Origin of the sequence: Escherichia sp. WS3227_2 (genome assembly GCF_046486495.1) — a bacterium.
Taxonomy (GTDB): domain Bacteria; phylum Pseudomonadota; class Gammaproteobacteria; order Enterobacterales; family Enterobacteriaceae; genus Escherichia; species Escherichia coli.
Genome location: NZ_JBJQLG010000003.1, coordinates 195,075 through 214,325 on the forward strand (window position 1 = coordinate 195,075; position 19,251 = coordinate 214,325).

Consider the following 19,251-nt stretch of genomic DNA (forward strand, 5'->3'; position numbering starts at 1 on the left):
CTCTGATGCAGGATATTCCACAGGAAACACATCATGAGACGACACGCCTCACTCAGTCAGCCCAGGTGGTGCTCTGGGAAATCGATCTGACAGTGGTCGGTGGAGAACGTTATTTTTTCTGTAATGAGCAGAACGAAAAAGGTGAGCCGGTCACCTGGCAGGGGCGACAGTATCAGGCGTATCCCATTCAGGGGACGGGATTTGAACTGAACGGCAAGGGCAGTGCTGCCCGTCCGACACTGACGGTTTCTAACCTGCACGGCATGGTCACCGGGATGGCGGAAGACCTGCAGAGTCTGGTCGGAGGAACGGTGGTCCGGCGTAAGGTTTACGCCCGTTTTCTGGATGCGGTGAACTTCGTCAACGGAAACAGTGACGCCGATCCGGAGCAGGAGGTGATCAGCCGCTGGCGCATCGAGCAGTGCAGCGAACTGAGCGCGGTGAGTGCCTCTTTTGTACTGTCCACGCCGACGGAAACGGACGGTGCCGTTTTTCCGGGACGTATCATGCTGGCCAACACCTGCACCTGGACCTATCGCGGTGATGAGTGCGGTTATCACGGTCCGGCGGTCGCGGATGAATATGATCAGCCGACGTCCGATATCACGAAGGATAAATGCAGCAAATGCCTGAGCGGCTGTAAGTTTCGCAATAACGTCGGCAACTTTGGCGGCTTCCTTTCCATTAACAAACTTTCGCAGTGAATCCCATGACAGAGACAGAATCAGCGATTCTGGCGCACGCCCGGCGATGTGCGCCAGCGGAGTCGTGCGGCTTCGTGGTGAGAACGCCGAAGGGGGAAAGATATTTTCCCTGCGTGAATATCTCCGGTGAGCCGGAGGATTATTTCCGGATGGCTCCGGAGGACTGGCTGCAGGCAGAAATGCAGGGTGAGATTGTGGCGCTGGTCCACAGCCACCCCGGTGGTCTGCCCTGGCTGAGTGAGGCCGACCGGCGGCTGCAGGTGCAGAGTGATTTGCCGTGGTGGCTGGTCTGCCGGGGGGTGATTCATAAATTCCGCTGTGTGCCGCATCTCACCGGGCGGCGCTTTGAGCACGGGGTGACGGACTGTTACACGCTGTTCCGGGATGCTTACCATCTGGCGGGAATTGAGATGCCGGATTTTCATCGCGGGGATGACTGGTGGCGTCACGGTCAGAATCTCTATCTGGATAATCTGGAGGCCACAGGGCTGTATCAGGTGCCGTTGTCATCAGCACAACCGGGCGATGTGCTGCTGTGCTGTTTTGGTTCATCGGTGCCGAATCATGCCGCCATTTACTGTGGTGATGGCGAGCTGCTGCACCATATTCCTGAACAACTGAGCAAACGAGAGAGGTACACCGACAAATGGCAGCGACGCACACACTCCCTCTGGCGTCACCGGGCATGGCACGCATCTGCCTTTACGGGGATTTACAACGATTTGGCCGCCGCATCGACCTTCGAGTGAAAACGGGGTCCGAAGCCATCCGGGCGCTGGCCATGCAGATCCCGGTGTTTCGTCAGAAACTGAGCGACGGCTGGTACCAGGTACGCATTGCCGGGCGTGATGCAGGTGAAACCGAATTATCTGCCCGTCTTAATGAGCCGCTGGCAAATGGTGCCGTGATCCACATCGTGCCGCGTCTGGCGGGAGCTAAAAGTGGCGGTGTGTTTCAGGTGGTGCTGGGGGCGGCGCTGATTGCGGTGGCATGGTGGAACCCTGTGGGCTGGCTGGGTGCCGCGGCTGTATCGGGCATGTATGCGGCAGGGGCCAGTATGATCCTGGGCGGAGTGGCGCAGATGCTGGCACCGAAAGCCAGGACGCCCACGGCAGCAAGTACAGATAACGGCAAACAGAACACCTATTTCTCGTCACTGGATAACATGGTTGCCCAGGGCAATGTTCTGCCTGTTCTGTACGGGGAAATGCGCGTGGGGTCACGCGTGGTTTCTCAGGAGATCAGCACGGCAGACGAAGGGGACGGTGGTCAGGTTGTGGTGATTGGTCGCTGATGCAAAATGTTTTATGTGAAACCGCCTGCGGGCGGTTTTGTCATTTATGGAGCGTGAGGAATGGGTAAAGGAAGCAGTAAGGGGCATACCCTGCGCGAAGCGAAGGACAACCTGAAGTCCACGCAGATGCTGAGCGTGATAGACGCCATCAGTGAAGGGCCGGTTGAAGGTCCGGTGGACGGATTAAAAAGCGTGCTGCTGAACAGTACGCCAGTGCTGGACAGTGAGGGGAATACCAATATCTCCGGCGTCACGGTGGTGTTCCGGGCCGGTGAGCAGGAGCAGACACCGCCGGAGGGATTTGAATCCTCCGGCTCCGAGACGGTGCTGGGTACGGAAGTGAAGTACGACACGCCGATCACCCGGACCATCACGTCTGCAAACATCGACCGTCTGCGCTTTACCTTCGGTGTGCAGGCACTGGTGGAAACCACCTCAAAGGGGGACCGGAATCCGTCGGAAGTCCGCCTGCTGGTTCAGATACAGCGTAACGGTGGCTGGGTGACGGAAAAAGACATCACCATTAAAGGCAAAACCATCTCACAGTATCTGGCATCGGTGGTGGTGGGTAACCTGCCGCCGCGCCCGTTCAATATCCGGATGCGCAGGATGACGCCGGACAGCACCACAGACCAGCTGCAGAACAAAACGCTCTGGTCGTCATACACCGAAATCATCGATGTGAAACAGTGCTACCCGAACACGGCACTGGTCGGCGTACAGGTGGATTCGGAGCAGTTCGGCAGCCAGCAGGTGAGCCGTAATTATCATCTGCGCGGGCGTATTCTGCAGGTGCCGTCGAATTATAACCCGCAGACGCGGCAATACAGCGGTATCTGGGACGGAACGTTTAAACCGGCATACAGCAACAACATGGCCTGGTGTCTGTGGGATATGCTGACCCATCCGCGCTACGGCATGGGGAAACGTCTTGGTGCGGCAGATGTGGATAAATGGGCGTTGTATGTTATCGGCCAGTACTGCGACCAGTCAGTGCCGGACGGCTTTGGCGGCACGGAGCCGCGCATCACCTGTAATGCGTACCTGACCACACAGCGCAAGGCGTGGGATGTGCTCAGTGATTTCTGCTCGGCGATGCGCTGTATGCCGGTATGGAACGGGCAGACGCTGACGTTCGTGCAGGACCGACCGTCGGATAAGGTGTGGACCTATAACCGCAGTAATGTGGTGATGCCGGATGATGGCGCGCCGTTCCGCTACAGCTTCAGCGCCCTGAAGGACCGCCATAATGCCGTTGAGGTGAACTGGATTGACCCGAACAACGGCTGGGAGACGGCGACAGAGCTTGTTGAAGATACGCAGGCCATTGCCCGTTACGGTCGTAATGTTACGAAGATGGATGCCTTTGGCTGTACCAGCCGGGGGCAGGCACACCGCGCCGGGCTGTGGCTGATTAAAACGGAGCTGCTGGAGACGCAGACCGTGGATTTCAGCGTGGGTGCCGAAGGGCTTCGCCATGTGCCGGGTGATGTTATTGAAATCTGCGATGATGACTATGCCGGTATCCGCATCGGCGGGCGCGTGCTGGCTGTGAACAGCCAGACCCGGACGCTGACGCTCGACCGTGAAATCACGCTGCCATCCTCCGGTACCACGCTGATAAGCCTGGTTGACGGAAGTGGCAATCCGGTCAGCGTGGAGGTCCAGTCCGTCACCGACGGCGTGAAGGTAAAAGTGAGCCGTGTTCCTGACGGCGTTGCCGGATACAGCGTATGGGGGCTGAAGCTGCCGACGCTGCGCCAGCGCCTGTTCCGCTGCGTGAGTATCCGTGAGAACGATGACGGCACGTATGCCATCACCGCCGTGCAGCATGTACCGGAAAAAGAGGCCATCGTGGATAACGGGGCGCACTTTGACGGCGACCAGAGCGGCACGGTGAATGGTGTCACGCCGCCAGCGGTGCAGCACCTGACTGCCGAAGTCACCGCAGACAGCGGGGAATATCAGGTGCTGGCGCGCTGGGACACGCCGAAGGTGGTGAAGGGGGTGAGCTTTATGCTTCGCCTGACCGTGGCAGCGGATGACGGCAGTGAGCGGCTGGTCAGCACGGCCCGGACGACGGAAACCACATACCGCTTCACGCAACTGGCGCTGGGGAACTACAGGCTGACAGTCCGGGCGGTAAATGCGTGGGGACAGCAGGGCGATCCGGCATCGGTATCGTTCCGGATTGCCGCACCGGCAGCGCCGTCTCGGATTGAGCTGACGCCGGGCTATTTTCAGATAACCGCCACGCCGCATCTTGCGGTTTATGACCCGACGGTACAGTTTGAGTTCTGGTTCTCGGAAAAACGGATTGCGGATATCAGGCAGGTTGAAACCAGCGCGCGTTATCTTGGTACGGCACTGTACTGGATAGCCGCCAGTATCAATATCAAACCGGGCCATGATTATTATTTTTACGTTCGCAGTGTGAACACCGTTGGCAAATCGGCATTCGTGGAGGCTGTCGGTCAGCCGAGTGATGATGCATCAGGCTATCTGGATTTTTTCAAAGGCGAGATAGGGAAAACCCATCTGGCTCAGGAGCTGTGGACGCAGATTGATAACGGTCAGCTTGCGCCTGACCTGACTGAAATCAGGACGTCCATAACGGATGTCAGCAATGAAATAACACAGACCGTCAATAAGAAACTGGAAGACCAGAGTGCAGCGATCCAGCAGATACAGAAGGTTCAGGTTGATACAAATAATAACCTGAACAGCATGTGGGCAGTGAAGCTGCAGCAGATGCAGGACGGACGCCTTTATATTGCGGGTATCGGTGCCGGTATTGAGAACACCCCTGACGGCATGCAGAGTCAGGTGCTGCTGGCAGCAGACAGGATTGCGATGATTAATCCTGCGAATGGCAACACAAAGCCGATGTTTGTTGGTCAGGGCGATCAGATATTCATGAATGAAGTGTTCCTGAAACGCCTGACGGCCCCCACCATTACCAGCGGCGGTAATCCTCCGGCATTTTCCCTGACATCAGACGGGAGACTGACGGCGAAAAATGCGGATATCAGTGGCAGTGTGAATGCGAACTCAGGAACGCTCAACAATGTCACGATTAACCAGAACTGTACGATTAAGGGCATGCTGGAGGCGACCCAGGTCAGAGGAGATTTCGTTAAAGCTGTATCAAAAGCCTTCCCGAAAAAAGTCGGTACGTGGGGTAACACGGAAACACCAAACGGTACGGTTACAGTCACCATCAGCGATGATCATAACTTTGACCGCCAGATTATTATTCCGCCCATTATTTTTAACGGTATAGCGTATGACGATCCGGGGAGCGGAAATAACCCAGGAGGCACGCGATACACGGGTTATGGTTTTGAAGTTCGCAAAAACGGCGTATTAATCGCATCCAGAGAAACTAAAGGGGCCATTCCCGGTAGTTACAGTGCAGTTATTGATATGCCGAGTGGCAGGGGAAGCGTCACTCTGGAGTTTAAGATTTTCCAGAAAGGCAATCAGGGGGCAGGCAATATCACCGACTGTACGGTGATTGTGACCAAAAAAGCCGCTTCCGGCATCAGTATTCGTTGAAATATTTATAACCCCAATAAAGGGCGTCAGGAATGACGCCTTTTTTATTGCAGAAAAGCGAGAGGTAATTATGCGTAAAGTTTGTGCAGCAATTTTGTCCGCAGCCATTTGTCTGGCCGTATCCGGTGCGCCTGCATGGGCGTCTGAACATCAGTCCACGCTGAGCGCGGGGTATCTTCATGCCTCGACGAACGTCCCCGGCAGTGATGATCTGAACGGGATTAACGTGAAATACCGTTATGAGTTTACGGACACACTGGGGCTGGTGACGTCATTCAGCTATGCAGGAGACAAGAATCGCCAGCTGACCCGTTACAGCGATACCCGCTGGCATGAAGATTCCGTTCGTAACCGCTGGTTCAGCGTAATGGCGGGGCCGTCTGTGCGCGTAAATGAATGGTTCAGCGCGTATGCGATGGCGGGTGTGGCTTACAGCCGTGTGTCGACTTTCTCCGGGGATTATCTCCGCGTAACTGACAACAAGGGGAAAAAGCACGATGTGCTGACCGGAAGTGATGACGGTCGCCACAGCAACACGTCTCTGGCGTGGGGAGCTGGCGTGCAGTTTAACCCGACCGAATCCGTGGCCATTGATGTCGCTTATGAAGGCTCCGGCAGTGGTGACTGGCGCACTGACGGGTTCATCGTGGGTGTTGGTTATAAATTCTGATTAGCCAGGTAACACAGTGTTATGACAGCCCGCCGGTTCAGGCGGGCTTTTTTGTGGGGTGAATATGGCAGTAAAAATTTCAGGTGTACTGAAAGACGGCACAGGAAAACCGGTACAGAACTGCACAATCCAGCTGAAAGCAAAACGTAACAGTACCACGGTGGTGGTGAACACGCTGGCATCTGAAAATCCGGATGAAGCCGGGCGTTACAGTATGGACGTTGAGTACGGTCAGTACAGCGTTATTCTGTTGGTGGAAGGATTCCCGCCGTCACATGCCGGGACCATCACAGTGTATGAAGATTCCCGACCCGGTACGCTGAATGATTTTCTCGGTGCCATGACGGAGGATGATGCCCGTCCGGAGGCACTGCGCCGTTTTGAGCTGATGGTGGAAGAGGTGGCGCGTAACGCGTCCGTGGTGGCACAGAACACGGCAGCCGCGAAGAAGTCAGCCAGTGATGCCAGCACATCAGCCCGTGAGGCGGCAACCCATGCGACTGATGCTGCAGGCTCAGCACGCGCAGCCAGCACGTCAGCCGGACAGGCCGCGTCGTCGGCTCAGTCAGCGACTTCCAGCGCAGGAACGGCATCAACAAAGGCCACTGAAGCATCAAAAAGTGCTGCCGCTGCAGAGTCCTCAAAAAGCGCGGCAGCTACCAGTGCCAGTGCCGCGAAAACGTCAGAAACGAATGCTGCAGCGTCACAACAATCAGCAGCCACTTCTGCATCCACCGCGACTACGAAAGCGTCAGAAGCTGCCACCTCAGCCCGGGATGCGGCGGCTTCAAAAGAGGCGGCAAAATCATCAGAAACGAACGCATCCTCGAGCGCCAGTAGCGCAGCTTCCTCGGCAACAGCGGCAGGAAATTCCGCGAAGGCGGCAAAAACGTCAGAGACGAACGCCAGGTCTTCTGAAACGGCAGCGGGACAGAGCGCCTCGGCTGCGGCAGGCTCAAAAACAGCGGCTGCGTCGTCTGCCAGTGCAGCGTCAACAAGTGCCGGGCAGGCCTCAGCCAGTGCCACCGCCGCCGGAAAATCGGCAGAAAGCGCCGCATCGTCTGCTTCAACAGCCACAACGAAGGCTGGCGAAGCCACTGAACAGGCCAGCGCAGCAGCGAGGTCTGCTTCCGCAGCGAAGACATCCGAAACGAACGCGAAAGCGTCGGAAACCAGCGCAGAATCCTCAAAAACGGCTGCCGCATCGTCCGCCAGTTCGGCGGCGTCATCGGCATCATCTGCGTCTGCTTCAAAAGATGAGGCGACCAGACAGGCGTCAGCAGCGAAGGGCAGCGCCACGACAGCATCCACGAAGGCGACAGAGGCAGCTGGCAGTGCGACGGCGGCAGCACAGAGCAAAAGTACGGCGGAATCCGCGGCAACGCGCGCCGAGACAGCGGCAAAACGGGCAGAGGATATTGCATCCGCCGTGGCGCTTGAGGATGCAAGTACGACGAAAAAGGGGATAGTACAGCTCAGCAGTGCGACCAACAGTACGTCTGAAACGCTGGCGGCAACGCCAAAGGCAGTAAAATCAGCCTATGACAATGCAGAGAAACGTCTGCAGAAAGACCAGAACGGCGCTGATATACCCGATAAGGGACGCTTCCTGAACAACATTAACGCGGTCAGTAAAACAGACTTTGCTGATAAGCGTGGTATGCGTTATGTGCGGGTTAACGCTCCTGCAGGTGCAACATCTGGAAAATATTACCCTGTTGTTGTTATGCGTTCTGCTGGCTCAGTAAGCGAACTGGCATCAAGGGTCATTATCACCACGGCAACGCGAACCGCAGGCGATCCGATGAATAACTGCGAGTTTAACGGATTTGTTATGCCTGGTGGCTGGACTGACAGGGGGCGTTATGCTTATGGAATGTTCTGGCAATATCAAAACAATGAACGAGCCATCCACTCAATAATGATGAGTAATAAGGGCGATGATTTGCGCTCTGTGTTCTATGTTGATGGCGCTGCTTTCCCTGTTTTTGCGTTTATCGAAGATGGCCTGTCAATATCCGCACCTGGTGCTGATCTCGTTGTTAATGATACGACCTATAAGTTTGGGGCAACAAATCCGGCGACTGAATGTATCGCGGCGGACGTTATCCTTGATTTTAAGAGTGGGCGTGGTTTTTATGAGTCTCATTCGTTAATCGTTAACGATAACTTGTCGTGCAAAAAACTTTTTGCCACAGACGAAATTGTAGCGCGTGGTGGTAATCAGATTCGAATGATAGGTGGGGAGTATGGGGCATTATGGCGTAATGATGGCGCTAAAACTTACCTGCTGCTTACCAATCAAGGTGATGTTTATGGTGGCTGGAATACATTAAGACCGTTTGCTATTGATAACGCAACCGGCGAACTGGTTATTGGAACCAAACTGTCCGCAAGTCTGAACGGTAATGCATTAACAGCAACAAAGCTGCAAACGCCAAGACGGGTTTCTGGTGTTGAGTTTGATGGTTCCAAAGATATTACTTTAACCGCCGCGCATGTGGCTGCTTTTGCCAGAAGGGCAACGGATACATATGCCGATGCGGATGGTGGCGTTCCCTGGAATGCCGAATCAGGCGCTTATAATGTCACCCGCTCTGGCGACAGCTATATTCTGGTTAACTTCTATACCGGAGTCGGAAGTTGCCAGACCTTGCAGATGAAGGCGCATTACAGAAATGGTGGTCTGTTCTACCGTTCTTCAAGAGACGGTTATGGTTTTGAGGAAGACTGGGCAGAAGTTTATACCTCGAAAAATCTTCCACCAGAAAGCTACCCAGTCGGCGCACCAATCCCGTGGCCATCAGATACCGTTCCGTCTGGTTATGCCCTGATGCAGGGGCAGACTTTTGACAAATCTGCCTACCCGAAACTTGCAGCCGCTTATCCGTCAGGCGTGATCCCTGATATGCGTGGCTGGACGATTAAGGGCAAGCCCGCCAGTGGTCGTGCCGTATTGTCTCAGGAACAGGACGGCATAAAATCGCATACCCACAGCGCCAGCGCATCCAGTACTGATTTGGGGACGAAAACCACATCGTCGTTTGATTACGGCACTAAATCCACGAATAACACTGGTGCGCATACCCATAGTTTAAGTGGCAGCACGAATGCAGCTGGTAATCACAGCCATAGAGATGGCCGTCGATTTAACCCCAGTGTTTTTAAAGATACTTATCAATATGGTTATACAAGCTCAGGTCAAAATACCTGGGGTGTACAAGGCTCAGTAGGTATGTCTACGGGGGCGTTAGCTAATACCAGTACAGATGGTAACCATAGCCACTCACTGTCCGGCACAGCAGCATCTGCAGGTGCACACGCACATACTGTCGGTATTGGTGCACACACGCACTCCGTTGCGATTGGCTCACATGGACACACCATCACCGTTAACGCTGCTGGTAACGCGGAAAACACCGTCAAAAACATCGCATTTAACTATATTGTGAGGCTTGCATAATGGTATTCAGAATGAGTGAACAACCACGGACCATAACAATTTATAATCTGCTGGCCGGAACTAATGAATTTATTGGTGAAGGTGATGCATATATTCCGCCTCATACAGGTCTGCCAGCAAACAGTACCGATATTGCACCGCCAGATATTCCGGCAGGCTTCGTGGCTGTTTTCAACAGTGATGAGGCATCGTGGCATCTCGTTGAAGATCATCGGGGTAAAACGGTTTATGACGTGGCTTCCGGCGACGCGTTATTTATTTCTGAACTCGGTCCGTTACCGGAAAATGTTACCTGGTTATCGCCGGAAGGGGAGTTTCAGAAGTGGAACGGCACAGCCTGGGTGAAGGATACGGAAGCAGAAAAACTGTTCCGGATCCGGGAGGCGGAAGAAACAAAAAACAACCTGATGCAGGTAGCCAGTGAGCATATTGCGCCGCTTCAGGATGCTGCAGATCTGGAAATTGCAACGGAGGAAGAAATCTCGTTGCTGGAAGCATGGAAAAAGTATCGGGTATTGCTGAACCGTGTTGATACGTCAACTTCACAGGATATTGAATGGCCAGCACTGCCGTAGGGTAAAACATATAAATTCTATAATTAGATGTATCTTTCCATTTACGGCAAGGAAGGGGGCTTGGAAGACGTAAAGCATCTCACACCGAGATTATTTTTTATATGTCAGGTGTCTGAAGTTTTGCTTTGGCTCTTAAAATGGTTTGCCGCGAGGTTTTGAATTCCCGGGCAATGGCACTTATACTTACACCTGACTTAATTCGTTCGAATACCACCTGTTTCTGTTCTTCATTTAACACAGGTGGTCGACCAAAACGTTTCCCTGCGCCGCGGGCTCTTACTATCCCGGAATGAGTGCGTTCAAGTAAAAGGTCTCGTTCAAATTCAGCGACTGCTGAAATTACTTGCATCATCATTTTTCCTGTTGGACTGGTCAGGTCAATGCCCCCCAATGCTAAGCAATGCACTCTGATACCTGTTTCGGTCAGTTGTTCCACTGTTTTCCTGATATCCATTGCATTACAACCAAGGCGATCCAGTTTTGTCACAATCAATTGATCACCACATTTCAGGCGAGCAAGCAACCGGTTAAAACCAGGACGCTCACTGGTTGCTGCTGAGCCACTAATGTGTTCTTCGATTATTTGCTGAGGTTTGATTTTAAAACCTGCACTTTCGATTTCCCGGCGTTGATTTTCGGTGGTCTGATCCAGCGTTGATATCCGACAGTAAGCAAAAATTTGAGACATAGTGAGACTCTATACGAAATTGGTGTTCATATCATAATGCATCTCAGAAAATAATTATGATTATTTTTGTGCATATTTGTATGTACACGTTCGAAAATAAACGAATGCGTATGCAAACCCGTAATTTTGGTGAGACCCAAAATCGATTTTGTGAAAAATGGCTTTAACTCGGTTTGTTTTTCGAGTTCCGGGCGGACTCAAGGAAGAAGAATAGTGTTGCGTGTTATTTTAACCAGATTTCAAGTTGTTTGGTCGTGGAAAAGTGGAGCAAAATGTTGTTAAAGTGGAAAAATGATAAAAAAGTAAGTTTATTATATTACATTTTACCATTTAAATTTTGGTTGTCTTTAAGAACTGATATCGCTGTTTGTAATAATTCTTTGTTATCCAGCCATGATTTTTTCTTTATGTTTCCTTCAATGTAATCAAGCAATGTTCTGGTATTGATAGGTCTTCCCTGTTTTGCTACTTCCACTACAGCATCCCCTAGGATAATTCTTACTTCAGGAAGCTGCGCAGGGAACCACTTTAGGGTGTCTTTTGATTTCATGAAGATATTCCTTAAAATATTATTGATTTTCATTGCGATATTGTATGTCTGATTCAGGATATGTTGACTTATACATCGGTTTTGTCTGGGTTATTGGATATGCCAATCCCTAATTTTATTAGGGCATGACTAAAAATGCTGAATATGATAAGGAGAGATGTGATTATCAGTATGCTGTTCATATAGCCTCGAATTAGTAATGTGTTATATATGATATAGTTGACAATTTTTATCTTGGGTGTTCTTAAAGTTCGTAGATAAACATTGTCGTTTCAGGTATACAGGAATGCTAACAGGTGGCAGCAAAAATCAGGCGGTTTATGGCGCAAGCTGAAGCGGCAACTGCAAACTATCTTATGCAGAGACTCTACACGGATTGGGTTTAAAAGTATACATAGATAACAGTTTTTATCTGAAAAAGAAAAATATCAAGGTGATATAGCCTATATGCCTTTGATGCGGAGGAATGAATGTGATGGGAGTGATGTATCTGAATAGTTGAAAAACCGCAGACACGCCTTATGCAAGAACGTGCTGCGGTTGGCTGGTAAATTTTTCGATAGTGTGAGTATTGAATGATTTCCAGCCGTTCTTGATTTTACGCATAAATCCATGAAAAAACTACTTATCTGTTGGGGAGTTTTTTTGGGGCATATATGGGACAGAAATAGGCCCCAGATAGACACTGAGATCGAACTTAGGATGCTTTTTAAAAAATGCAACTATCTGAAAAAACCTAGAAAACGCCAAGGAAACCACAGGATGGGAAAAAACACCTGTGAATTATGGATTTCCAGTTATATTCGCTCGGCGCAGCGTTAGTGTTTCATGAAATATTTTTTCCTGAATCATCAACGGCAATGGCGTTAATTCTGGCAATGGGAACCTACGGTGCAGGTTATGTGGCGCGTATTGTCGGAGCATTTATTTTCGGCAAAATGGGCGACAGAATCGGGCGTAAAAAAGTGCTCTTTATTACCATCACTATGATGGGGATCTGTACCACCTTAATTGGTGTGCTGCCGACCTATGCACAAATTGGTGTGTTTGCGCCAATTTTGCTGGTGACGCTGCGTATTATTCAGGGGCTGGGGGCAGGCGCGGAAATTTCCGGTGCCGGCACGATGCTGGCGGAATATGCACCAAAAGGTAAGCGCGGAATTATCTCCTCATTTGTGGCTATGGGAACTAACTGCGGAACCTTAAGCGCAACGGCAATCTGGGCCTTTATGTTCTTCATTCTCAGTAAAGAAGAACTGCTGGCGTGGGGATGGCGTATACCGTTTCTGGCGAGCGTTGTCGTGATGGTCTTTGCTATCTGGTTGCGTATGAATCTTAAAGAAAGCCCGGTCTTTGAGAAGGTTAACGACAGCAACCAACCGACAGCAAAACCTGCACCTGCTGGTAGCATGTTCCAGAGCAAATCCTTCTGGCTGGCAACAGGGCTGCGTTTTGGTCAGGCTGGTAACTCCGGTTTAATTCAGACTTTCCTTGCAGGCTATTTAGTACAGACGTTATTGTTTAACAAAGCAATTCCAACAGATGCATTGATGATCAGTTCGATTCTCGGCTTTATGACCATTCCGTTCCTTGGTTGGTTATCCGATAAAATTGGTCGCCGGATCCCGTATATTATTATGAATACCTCCGCGATTGTGCTGGCATGGCCAATGCTTTCTATCATCGTAGATAAAAGCTATGCCCCGAGCACCATTATGGTTGCACTGATTGTGATTCATAACTGTGCGGTGCTGGGATTATTTGCTCTGGAAAACATTACCATGGCAGAAATGTTCGGCTGTAAAAACCGCTTTACCCGGATGGCGATTTCTAAAGAAATTGGTGGTCTTATCGCTTCCGGTTTTGGTCCTATCCTGGCGGGTATTTTCTGCACCATGACGGAATCCTGGTATCCGATCGCCATTATGATCATGGCATATTCAGTGATTGGTTTAATCTCTGCGCTGAAAATGCCAGAAGTGAAAGACCGTGATTTAAGTGCGCTGGAAGACGCTGCGGAAGATCAACCGCGTGTTGTCAGAGCTGCGCAACCTTCCAGAAGTCTTTAAATCCTCAATCCCTTCTCTTACCGGAGAGGGGATTTTTATTCATATAACAAAACATGTAGCTTGCCATATTTATATTTAAGGAATTGTTATGGGAAATAATTTGTTATCAGCAAAAGCGACACTCCCTGTTTATGATCGTAATAACCTGGCCCCAAGAATTGTTCATTTAGGCTTTGGTGCATTTCACCGTGCGCATCAGGGCGTGTATGCCGATATTCTTGCTACGGAACATTTCAGTGAATGGGGATATTATGAGGTCAACTTAATCGGCGGCGAACAGCAAATTGCCGATTTACAACAGCAAGATAATCTTTATACCGTTGCGGAAATGTCGGCCGATGCGTGGACGGCTCGCGTCGTTGGCGTCGTTAAAAAAGCCTTGCACGTACAGATTGATGGCTTAGAAACCGTGTTGGCTGCGATGTGTGAACCGCAAATCGCGATTGTCTCTCTGACAATCACCGAAAAAGGGTATTTCCACTCTCCGGCGACCGGACAGTTAATGCTCGATCACCCGATGGTCGTTGCCGACGTACAAAATCCCCACCAGCCGAAAACTGCAACAGGGGTGATTGTCGAGGCGCTGGCTCGCCGTAAAGCGGCAGGACTTCCCGCATTTACCGTCATGTCATGTGACAACATGCCAGAAAACGGTCATGTTATGCGTGACGTTGTCACTTCCTACGCGCAAGCCGTTGATGTAAAACTGGCACAATGGATCGAAGATAACGTGACTTTCCCATCAACAATGGTGGACCGTATTGTGCCCGCAGTGACAGAGGATACGCTGGCGAAAATCGAACAACTTACCGGTGTGCGCGATCCTGCTGGCGTTGCCTGTGAACCTTTCCGCCAGTGGGTAATCGAAGATAACTTTGTTGCCGGACGTCCGGAATGGGAAAAAGCGGGAGCCGAACTGGTTAGCGATGTGCTGCCTTATGAAGAGATGAAGTTGCGCATGCTCAACGGCAGTCATTCATTCCTGGCGTATCTGGGTTATCTTGCTGGATATCAGCACATTAATGACTGTATGGAAGATGAACATTATCGTCATGCGGCGTATGGCTTGATGTTGCAGGAACAAGCGCCGACGCTGAAAGTGCAGGGCGTTGATTTGCAAGATTACGCTAACCGATTAATTGCACGCTATAGCAACCCGGCGTTACGTCATCGAACCTGGCAGATTGCGATGGATGGCAGCCAGAAATTGCCACAGCGGATGTTGGATTCTGTTCGCTGGCATCTGGCGCATGACAGCAAGTTCGATCTGCTGGCGCTGGGCGTCGCAGGTTGGATGCGTTATGTGGGTGGTGTTGATGAACAGGGAAATCCGATAGAAATCAGTGACCCACTGTTACCTGTTATTCAGAAGGCTGTACAAAGTAGTGCCGAAGGGAAAGCGCGCGTCCAGTCATTGCTGGCGATTAAGGCAATCTTTGGTGATGATTTGCCAGACAATAGCTTGTTTACTGCAAAAGTGACGGAAGCGTACTTGTCTTTATTAGCGCATGGTGCGAAAGCGACCGTGGCGAAATATTCCGTGAAGTAAAAAAGCAATGCCGCCATCGGCGGCATTCACACGCTTAGTTCATGCCGAGACGAATCAGGTCCAGAGGTGCCAGTTTCTCTTCACAACCTTCAACAACTACGGTTTTTCCGCGGCGGATTTGCTCTGCGGTCAGACCTTCAGTATCAATCGACAGGATCTTGCCAGTGTGACCGGTGCCGCTAACCATAACACGGCTGCCAGTGGTGATTGCGTTACGGTTACGATCGTAGGTCGTCATAGGTGTTTTCTCCTTTCTGATTTACAGTCGAAGCCCACGTAACGGGCGCAATATAAATACTCCTGTCGAGTAAAATATTTTTTGTTTTTGATCAAGCTCACATCTTTTTTGATGCATGCATGAGCCATATGACGGAGGGAAAAACTCTCACCCCGGATGGGATGAGAGGAAATGAATTACTCTTCGCTAAACCAGTCGCTGTTTTCCTGACGGATCTGGCGCACGGATTCGCTGATTTCCTGCAAATGTTGCGTCATTGCACGTTCTACCGCATCGCCATCACGTTTTTGCAGGGCAGAGAAAATCTCAAGATGCTGGCGTAACAGCATTTCTGGTGGAGAAACGTGGTCGAAACTCATATAGCGCACGCGATCAACGGTCGCTTTCAGGTTCTCAATGGTATCCCACGCCAGTTGACAGTCGGCAATCTGGGTCAGGAGTTGATGGAAGTTGTCATCAAGTTCAAAAAAATCATCCAGTTGCTTGCGCTCAATGGCAATGCGCTGCTGGTGAAGATTTTGTTCCAGTTGGTAGCACTGGCTTTCGGTAATCATGCTCGCCGCCCGACGCGCCACCGCGCACTCAATGGCCTGACGGATAAAACTGCCGTTGCGCACCTGGGCCATGGAAATTTTGTTGACGTAGCTGCCACGCTGCGGACGAATTTGAATCAGGCCGTTTTCCGCCAGTTTAATAAAGGCTTCACGAACCGGCTGGCGTGACACATTGAAACGAACAGAAACTTCTTTTTCCGACAACGGTGTGCCTGGTGCAATCAGGCAATGGACAATGTCGCGACGAAGAATACGATAAATCTGCTGATTGACAGGCTGTGTGGGATTAAGTTGCGTTTCGACGGTCATTCGTTCTTGCTTGTGAGTGAGTTAACTGCATGAGTCTACCACTTTTTTGTGACAAGCAATAACCCGGCAGTTACGCCGGGTATAAAAATTACTGACGGTGGACATTCAGTCCGGCATAGCTTTGGGTAACCGGCATCATTTCCAGGGTATTGATATTGACGTGAGCAGGCAGCGTTGACACCCACCAGACGGCTTCGCTGACATCTTCTGGCGTCAATGCAACGGTATTTTGATAGGTTTTTTCCGCTTTACCGTCATCGCCTTTAAAGCGGACATTGGAAAACTCGGTGCCACCCACCAGACCCGGTTCGATGTCGGTGACGCGCACCGCCGTACCATGCAGGTCCGTACGCAGATTCAGGCTAAACTGACGAACAAACGCTTTCGTCGCACCGTAAACGTTACCACCGGCATACGGCCAGCTGCCTGCCGTTGAGCCAATGTTAATAATATGACCATGATTACGTTCAACCATACCCGGTAAGACGGCGCGCGTCATATATACCAGGCCTTTGTTGTTGGTATCAATCATCGTTTCCCAGTCTTCAACGCTGGCTTTATGCGCAGGCTCCATGCCCAACGCCAGACCGGCATTATTTACCAGGATATCAATATTGCACCACTCGGCAGGAAGCGATGCCAGCATCTCTTCAATAGCGGCGCGGTTGCGAACGTCCAGTTGGGCGATATACAGATTATCTCCCAGTTCGTCTTTTAACTCCTGCAACCGCTCCTGGCGACGGCCAGTGGCGATAACTTTATGCCCTTGTTGAATAAAACGACGAGTAATGCATTCACCAAAACCTGCCGTTGCTCCAGTTACTAAAACGATCATCTCACTGTTCCTCAACGCTTTTGTGTGTCAATAACATAGCACGTGATGCTTAAGAGCGGGTAATACTGGTTTGCAAGATTGCACTCCGTTATCAGTAAGCCTACGCTATGGAACACCTCGCGTTCAGGAGAAGAAAATGACAACAATGAATCCTTTCCTTGTGCAAAGCACACTGCCGTATCTGGCTCCCCATTTTGATCAAATTTCCAATCATCACTATCGCCCGGCATTCGATGAGGGAATGCTGCAAAAGCGGGCAGAAATTACTGCCATCGCGCTTAACCCGCAAACGCCTGATTTCAACAATACTATTCTGGCACTGGAACAAAGCGGAGAATTACTTACCCGCGTTACCAGCGTCTTTTTTGCGATGACTGCGGCGCATACCAATGATGAATTACAGCGTCTTGATGAACAGTTTTCCGCTGAACTGGCGGAACTGGCTAATGATATCTATCTGAACGGTGAATTATTCGCGCGGGTAGATGCTGTCTGGCAGCGCCGAGAATCCCTGGGGCTTGATAGTGAATCCATCCGCCTGGTGGAGGTCATTCATCAACGTTTTGTCCTTGCCGGAGCCAAACTTGCGCAAGCTGATAAAGCAAAATTAAAAGTACTGAATACAGAAGCTGCGACCCTGACCAGCCAGTTTAACCAGCGGTTACTGGCAGCAAATAAATCCGGCGGTCTGGTTGTGAACGATATCGCGCAGCTGGCAGGAATAAGTGAGCAAGAGATTGCGCTGGCGGCAGAGGCGGCTCGCGAGAAAGGTCTGGATAACAAATGGCTGATTCCGCTGCTGAATACCACCCAACAACCGGCGCTTGCCGAAATGCGCGATCGTGCGACGCGTGAAAAACTGTTCACTGCGGGCTGGACGCGAGCGGAAAAAAATGATGCCAATGATACCCGCGCTATCATTCAACGTCTGGTGGAGATCCGCGCGCAGCAGGCGAAACTGCTTGGTTTCCCTCATTATGCCGCATGGAAAATCGCCGATCAGATGGCAAAAACGCCAGAAGCAGCACTCAACTTTATGCGGGAAATTGTTCCAGCGGCGCGTCAACGTGCGAGCGATGAATTAGCCTCCATACAGGCGGTTATCGATAAGCAGCAGGGCGGGTTTAGCGCGCAGCCGTGGGACTGGGCATTTTATGCCGAGCAGGTAAGACGTGAGAAATTCGATCTCGATGAAGCGCAGCTCAAGCCTTATTTCGAATTAAACACGGTGTTGAATGAAGGCGTATTCTGGACTGCGAATCAGCTCTTCGGTATTAAGTTTGTCGAACGTTTTGATATTCCTGTCTACCATCCTGACGTTCGTGTATGGGAAATTTTTGATCATAATGGCGTGGGGCTGGCGTTATTTTACGGTGATTTCTTCGCCCGTGATTCAAAAAGCGGCGGTGCATGGATGGGCAATTTTGTTGAGCAATCAACGCTGAATGAAACGCATCCGGTAATTTATAACGTCTGCAATTATCAGAAACCCGCTGCCGGTGAGCCTGCGTTGTTACTCTGGGATGATGTCATAACCTTATTCCATGAATTTGGTCATACGCTACACGGCCTCTTTGCCCGCCAGCGTTATGCCACGCTTTCCGGCACCAACACGCCGCGTGATTTTGTCGAATTTCCGTCGCAAATCAACGAACACTGGGCAACGCATCCGCAGGTATTCGCTCGCTACGCCCGGCATTATCAGAGCGGGGCAGCAATGCCTGATGAACTGCAACAGAAAATGCGTAATGCCAGCCTGTTCAATAAAGGGTATGAGATGAGCGAACTGCTTAGCGCCGCACTTCTCGATATGCGCTGGCATTGCCTGGAAGAAAACGAAGCAATGCAGGATGTCGATGATTTCGAATTGCGGGCGCTGGTGGCGGAAAATATGGATCTTCCTGCTATACCGCCACGCTATCGCAGCAGTTATTTCGCCCATATTTTTGGTGGCGGATATGCCGCAGGTTATTACGCTTATCTGTGGACGCAAATGTTGGCCGATGATGGTTACCAGTGGTTTGTTGAGCAGGGCGGATTAACGCGTGAAAATGGGCGGCGTTTTCGCGAGGCGATTCTTTCCAGAGGTAACAGCGAAGATCTGGAACGCCTGTATCGACAATGGCGCGGTAAGGCACCTCAGATTATGCCGATGCTGCAACATCGTGGCTTGAACGTATAAACACCACCAATGG

At 51.0% G+C, this 19,251-nt stretch carries 15 protein-coding genes and 1 pseudogene; 10 read left to right on the forward strand and 6 right to left on the reverse strand.

Going from position 1 to position 19,251, the window contains the following annotated elements:
- The first annotated feature begins 5 nt into the window (after positions 1–5).
- From ACJHXB_RS06265 to ACJHXB_RS06295, 7 genes are all read left to right on the forward strand, one after another.
- On the forward strand, positions 6–704 hold the full coding sequence (locus ACJHXB_RS06265; RefSeq protein WP_001152409.1) for a phage minor tail protein L: 699 nt from the start codon (positions 6–8) through the stop codon (positions 702–704).
- 5 nt (positions 705–709) lie between these two features.
- Complete coding sequence (locus tag ACJHXB_RS06270; protein ID WP_113369375.1) at positions 710–1,453, forward strand: C40 family peptidase; 744 nt, start codon at positions 710–712, stop codon at positions 1,451–1,453.
- Complete coding sequence (locus ACJHXB_RS06275) at positions 1,450–1,998, forward strand: tail assembly protein (protein WP_244585058.1); 549 nt, start codon at positions 1,450–1,452, stop codon at positions 1,996–1,998. Before ACJHXB_RS06270 ends, ACJHXB_RS06275 begins: the two co-directional genes overlap by 4 nt.
- 60 nt (positions 1,999–2,058) lie before the next feature.
- Positions 2,059–5,556, forward strand: coding sequence for a host specificity protein J (locus tag ACJHXB_RS06280; protein WP_113369376.1), 3,498 nt, complete (start codon positions 2,059–2,061; stop codon positions 5,554–5,556).
- 70 nt (positions 5,557–5,626) lie between these two features.
- Complete coding sequence (locus ACJHXB_RS06285) at positions 5,627–6,226, forward strand: Ail/Lom family outer membrane beta-barrel protein (protein WP_001233091.1); 600 nt, start codon at positions 5,627–5,629, stop codon at positions 6,224–6,226.
- A gap of 64 nt (positions 6,227–6,290) precedes the next feature.
- Positions 6,291–9,689, forward strand: a complete 3,399-nt coding sequence (locus tag ACJHXB_RS06290; RefSeq protein WP_410233472.1) for a prophage tail fiber N-terminal domain-containing protein — start codon at positions 6,291–6,293, stop codon at positions 9,687–9,689.
- The gene (locus tag ACJHXB_RS06295; protein ID WP_001351719.1) at positions 9,689–10,264 is read left to right on the forward strand and encodes a tail fiber assembly protein; all 576 of its coding nucleotides are present in this window, start codon (positions 9,689–9,691) and stop codon (positions 10,262–10,264) included. The genes ACJHXB_RS06290 and ACJHXB_RS06295 overlap by 1 nt, the downstream gene beginning before the upstream one ends.
- A gap of 97 nt (positions 10,265–10,361) precedes the next feature.
- Here ACJHXB_RS06295 and ACJHXB_RS06300 read toward each other — a convergent pair whose 3' ends face one another.
- The 3 genes from ACJHXB_RS06300 to ACJHXB_RS06310 form a co-directional block, all read right to left on the reverse strand.
- Positions 10,362–10,952, reverse strand: coding sequence for a recombinase family protein (locus tag ACJHXB_RS06300; RefSeq protein ID WP_000078178.1), 591 nt, complete (start codon positions 10,950–10,952; stop codon positions 10,362–10,364).
- Between the two features lie 316 nt (positions 10,953–11,268).
- On the reverse strand, positions 11,269–11,502 hold the full coding sequence (ydfK, locus tag ACJHXB_RS06305) for a cold shock protein YdfK (protein ID WP_000836768.1): 234 nt from the start codon (positions 11,500–11,502) through the stop codon (positions 11,269–11,271).
- Between the two features lie 68 nt (positions 11,503–11,570).
- A complete protein-coding gene (locus tag ACJHXB_RS06310; RefSeq protein WP_120795384.1) occupies positions 11,571–11,684 on the reverse strand; it encodes a YnaM/YnfT family protein in 114 nt (37 codons plus the stop codon).
- 603 nt (positions 11,685–12,287) lie between these two features.
- Between ACJHXB_RS06310 and ydfJ the strand changes: the two are divergent.
- Both ydfJ and ACJHXB_RS06320 read left to right on the forward strand, forming a co-directional pair.
- Positions 12,288–13,571, forward strand: a pseudogene (gene ydfJ, locus ACJHXB_RS06315) (MHS family MFS transporter YdfJ); the annotation flags it as partial.
- An 88-nt stretch (positions 13,572–13,659) separates the two neighbouring features.
- Positions 13,660–15,120: a mannitol dehydrogenase family protein gene (locus tag ACJHXB_RS06320; RefSeq protein ID WP_000527815.1), complete on the forward strand. Its 1,461-nt coding sequence runs from the start codon at positions 13,660–13,662 to the stop codon at positions 15,118–15,120.
- A 34-nt stretch (positions 15,121–15,154) separates the two neighbouring features.
- On the opposite strand, the gene ydfZ is transcribed toward ACJHXB_RS06320, so the two are convergent.
- From ydfZ to ydfG, 3 genes are all read right to left on the reverse strand, one after another.
- Positions 15,155–15,358, reverse strand: a complete 204-nt coding sequence (ydfZ, locus tag ACJHXB_RS06325) for a putative selenium delivery protein YdfZ (protein WP_000214712.1) — start codon at positions 15,356–15,358, stop codon at positions 15,155–15,157.
- A gap of 176 nt (positions 15,359–15,534) precedes the next feature.
- Positions 15,535–16,221, reverse strand: a complete 687-nt coding sequence (gene rspR / locus ACJHXB_RS06330; protein WP_000215553.1) for a DNA-binding transcriptional regulator rspR — start codon at positions 16,219–16,221, stop codon at positions 15,535–15,537.
- Positions 16,222–16,309: 88 nt separating this feature from the next.
- On the reverse strand, positions 16,310–17,056 hold the full coding sequence (gene ydfG / locus ACJHXB_RS06335) for a bifunctional NADP-dependent 3-hydroxy acid dehydrogenase/3-hydroxypropionate dehydrogenase YdfG (protein WP_000636571.1): 747 nt from the start codon (positions 17,054–17,056) through the stop codon (positions 16,310–16,312).
- A 136-nt stretch (positions 17,057–17,192) separates the two neighbouring features.
- Between ydfG and dcp the strand changes: the two genes are divergently transcribed.
- Positions 17,193–19,238 carry a peptidyl-dipeptidase Dcp gene (dcp, locus tag ACJHXB_RS06340; RefSeq protein WP_001469151.1) on the forward strand — a complete coding sequence of 682 codons (2,046 nt, stop codon included), beginning with the start codon at positions 17,193–17,195 and terminating at the stop codon, positions 19,236–19,238.
- Positions 19,239–19,251: the final 13 nt, after the last annotated feature.

Excerpts from the sequence above, each read along its gene's own strand:
- ACJHXB_RS06265 (WP_001152409.1), top strand. The coding sequence starts at position 6 with ATGCAGGATATTCCACAGGAAACACATCATGAGACGACACGCCTCACT.
- ACJHXB_RS06270 (WP_113369375.1), top strand. The coding sequence starts at position 710 with ATGACAGAGACAGAATCAGCGATTCTGGCGCACGCCCGGCGATGTGCG.
- ACJHXB_RS06280 (WP_113369376.1), top strand. The coding sequence starts at position 2,059 with ATGGGTAAAGGAAGCAGTAAGGGGCATACCCTGCGCGAAGCGAAGGAC.
- ACJHXB_RS06285 (WP_001233091.1), top strand. The coding sequence starts at position 5,627 with ATGCGTAAAGTTTGTGCAGCAATTTTGTCCGCAGCCATTTGTCTGGCC.
- ACJHXB_RS06290 (WP_410233472.1), top strand. The coding sequence starts at position 6,291 with ATGGCAGTAAAAATTTCAGGTGTACTGAAAGACGGCACAGGAAAACCG.
- ACJHXB_RS06295 (WP_001351719.1), top strand. The coding sequence starts at position 9,689 with ATGGTATTCAGAATGAGTGAACAACCACGGACCATAACAATTTATAAT.
- ACJHXB_RS06300 (WP_000078178.1), bottom strand. The coding sequence starts at position 10,952 with ATGTCTCAAATTTTTGCTTACTGTCGGATATCAACGCTGGATCAGACC.
- ydfK (WP_000836768.1), bottom strand. The coding sequence starts at position 11,502 with ATGAAATCAAAAGACACCCTAAAGTGGTTCCCTGCGCAGCTTCCTGAA.
- ACJHXB_RS06310 (WP_120795384.1), bottom strand. The coding sequence starts at position 11,684 with ATGAACAGCATACTGATAATCACATCTCTCCTTATCATATTCAGCATT.
- ACJHXB_RS06320 (WP_000527815.1), top strand. The coding sequence starts at position 13,660 with ATGGGAAATAATTTGTTATCAGCAAAAGCGACACTCCCTGTTTATGAT.
- ydfZ (WP_000214712.1), bottom strand. The coding sequence starts at position 15,358 with ATGACGACCTACGATCGTAACCGTAACGCAATCACCACTGGCAGCCGT.
- rspR (WP_000215553.1), bottom strand. The coding sequence starts at position 16,221 with ATGACCGTCGAAACGCAACTTAATCCCACACAGCCTGTCAATCAGCAG.
- ydfG (WP_000636571.1), bottom strand. The coding sequence starts at position 17,056 with ATGATCGTTTTAGTAACTGGAGCAACGGCAGGTTTTGGTGAATGCATT.
- dcp (WP_001469151.1), top strand. The coding sequence starts at position 17,193 with ATGACAACAATGAATCCTTTCCTTGTGCAAAGCACACTGCCGTATCTG.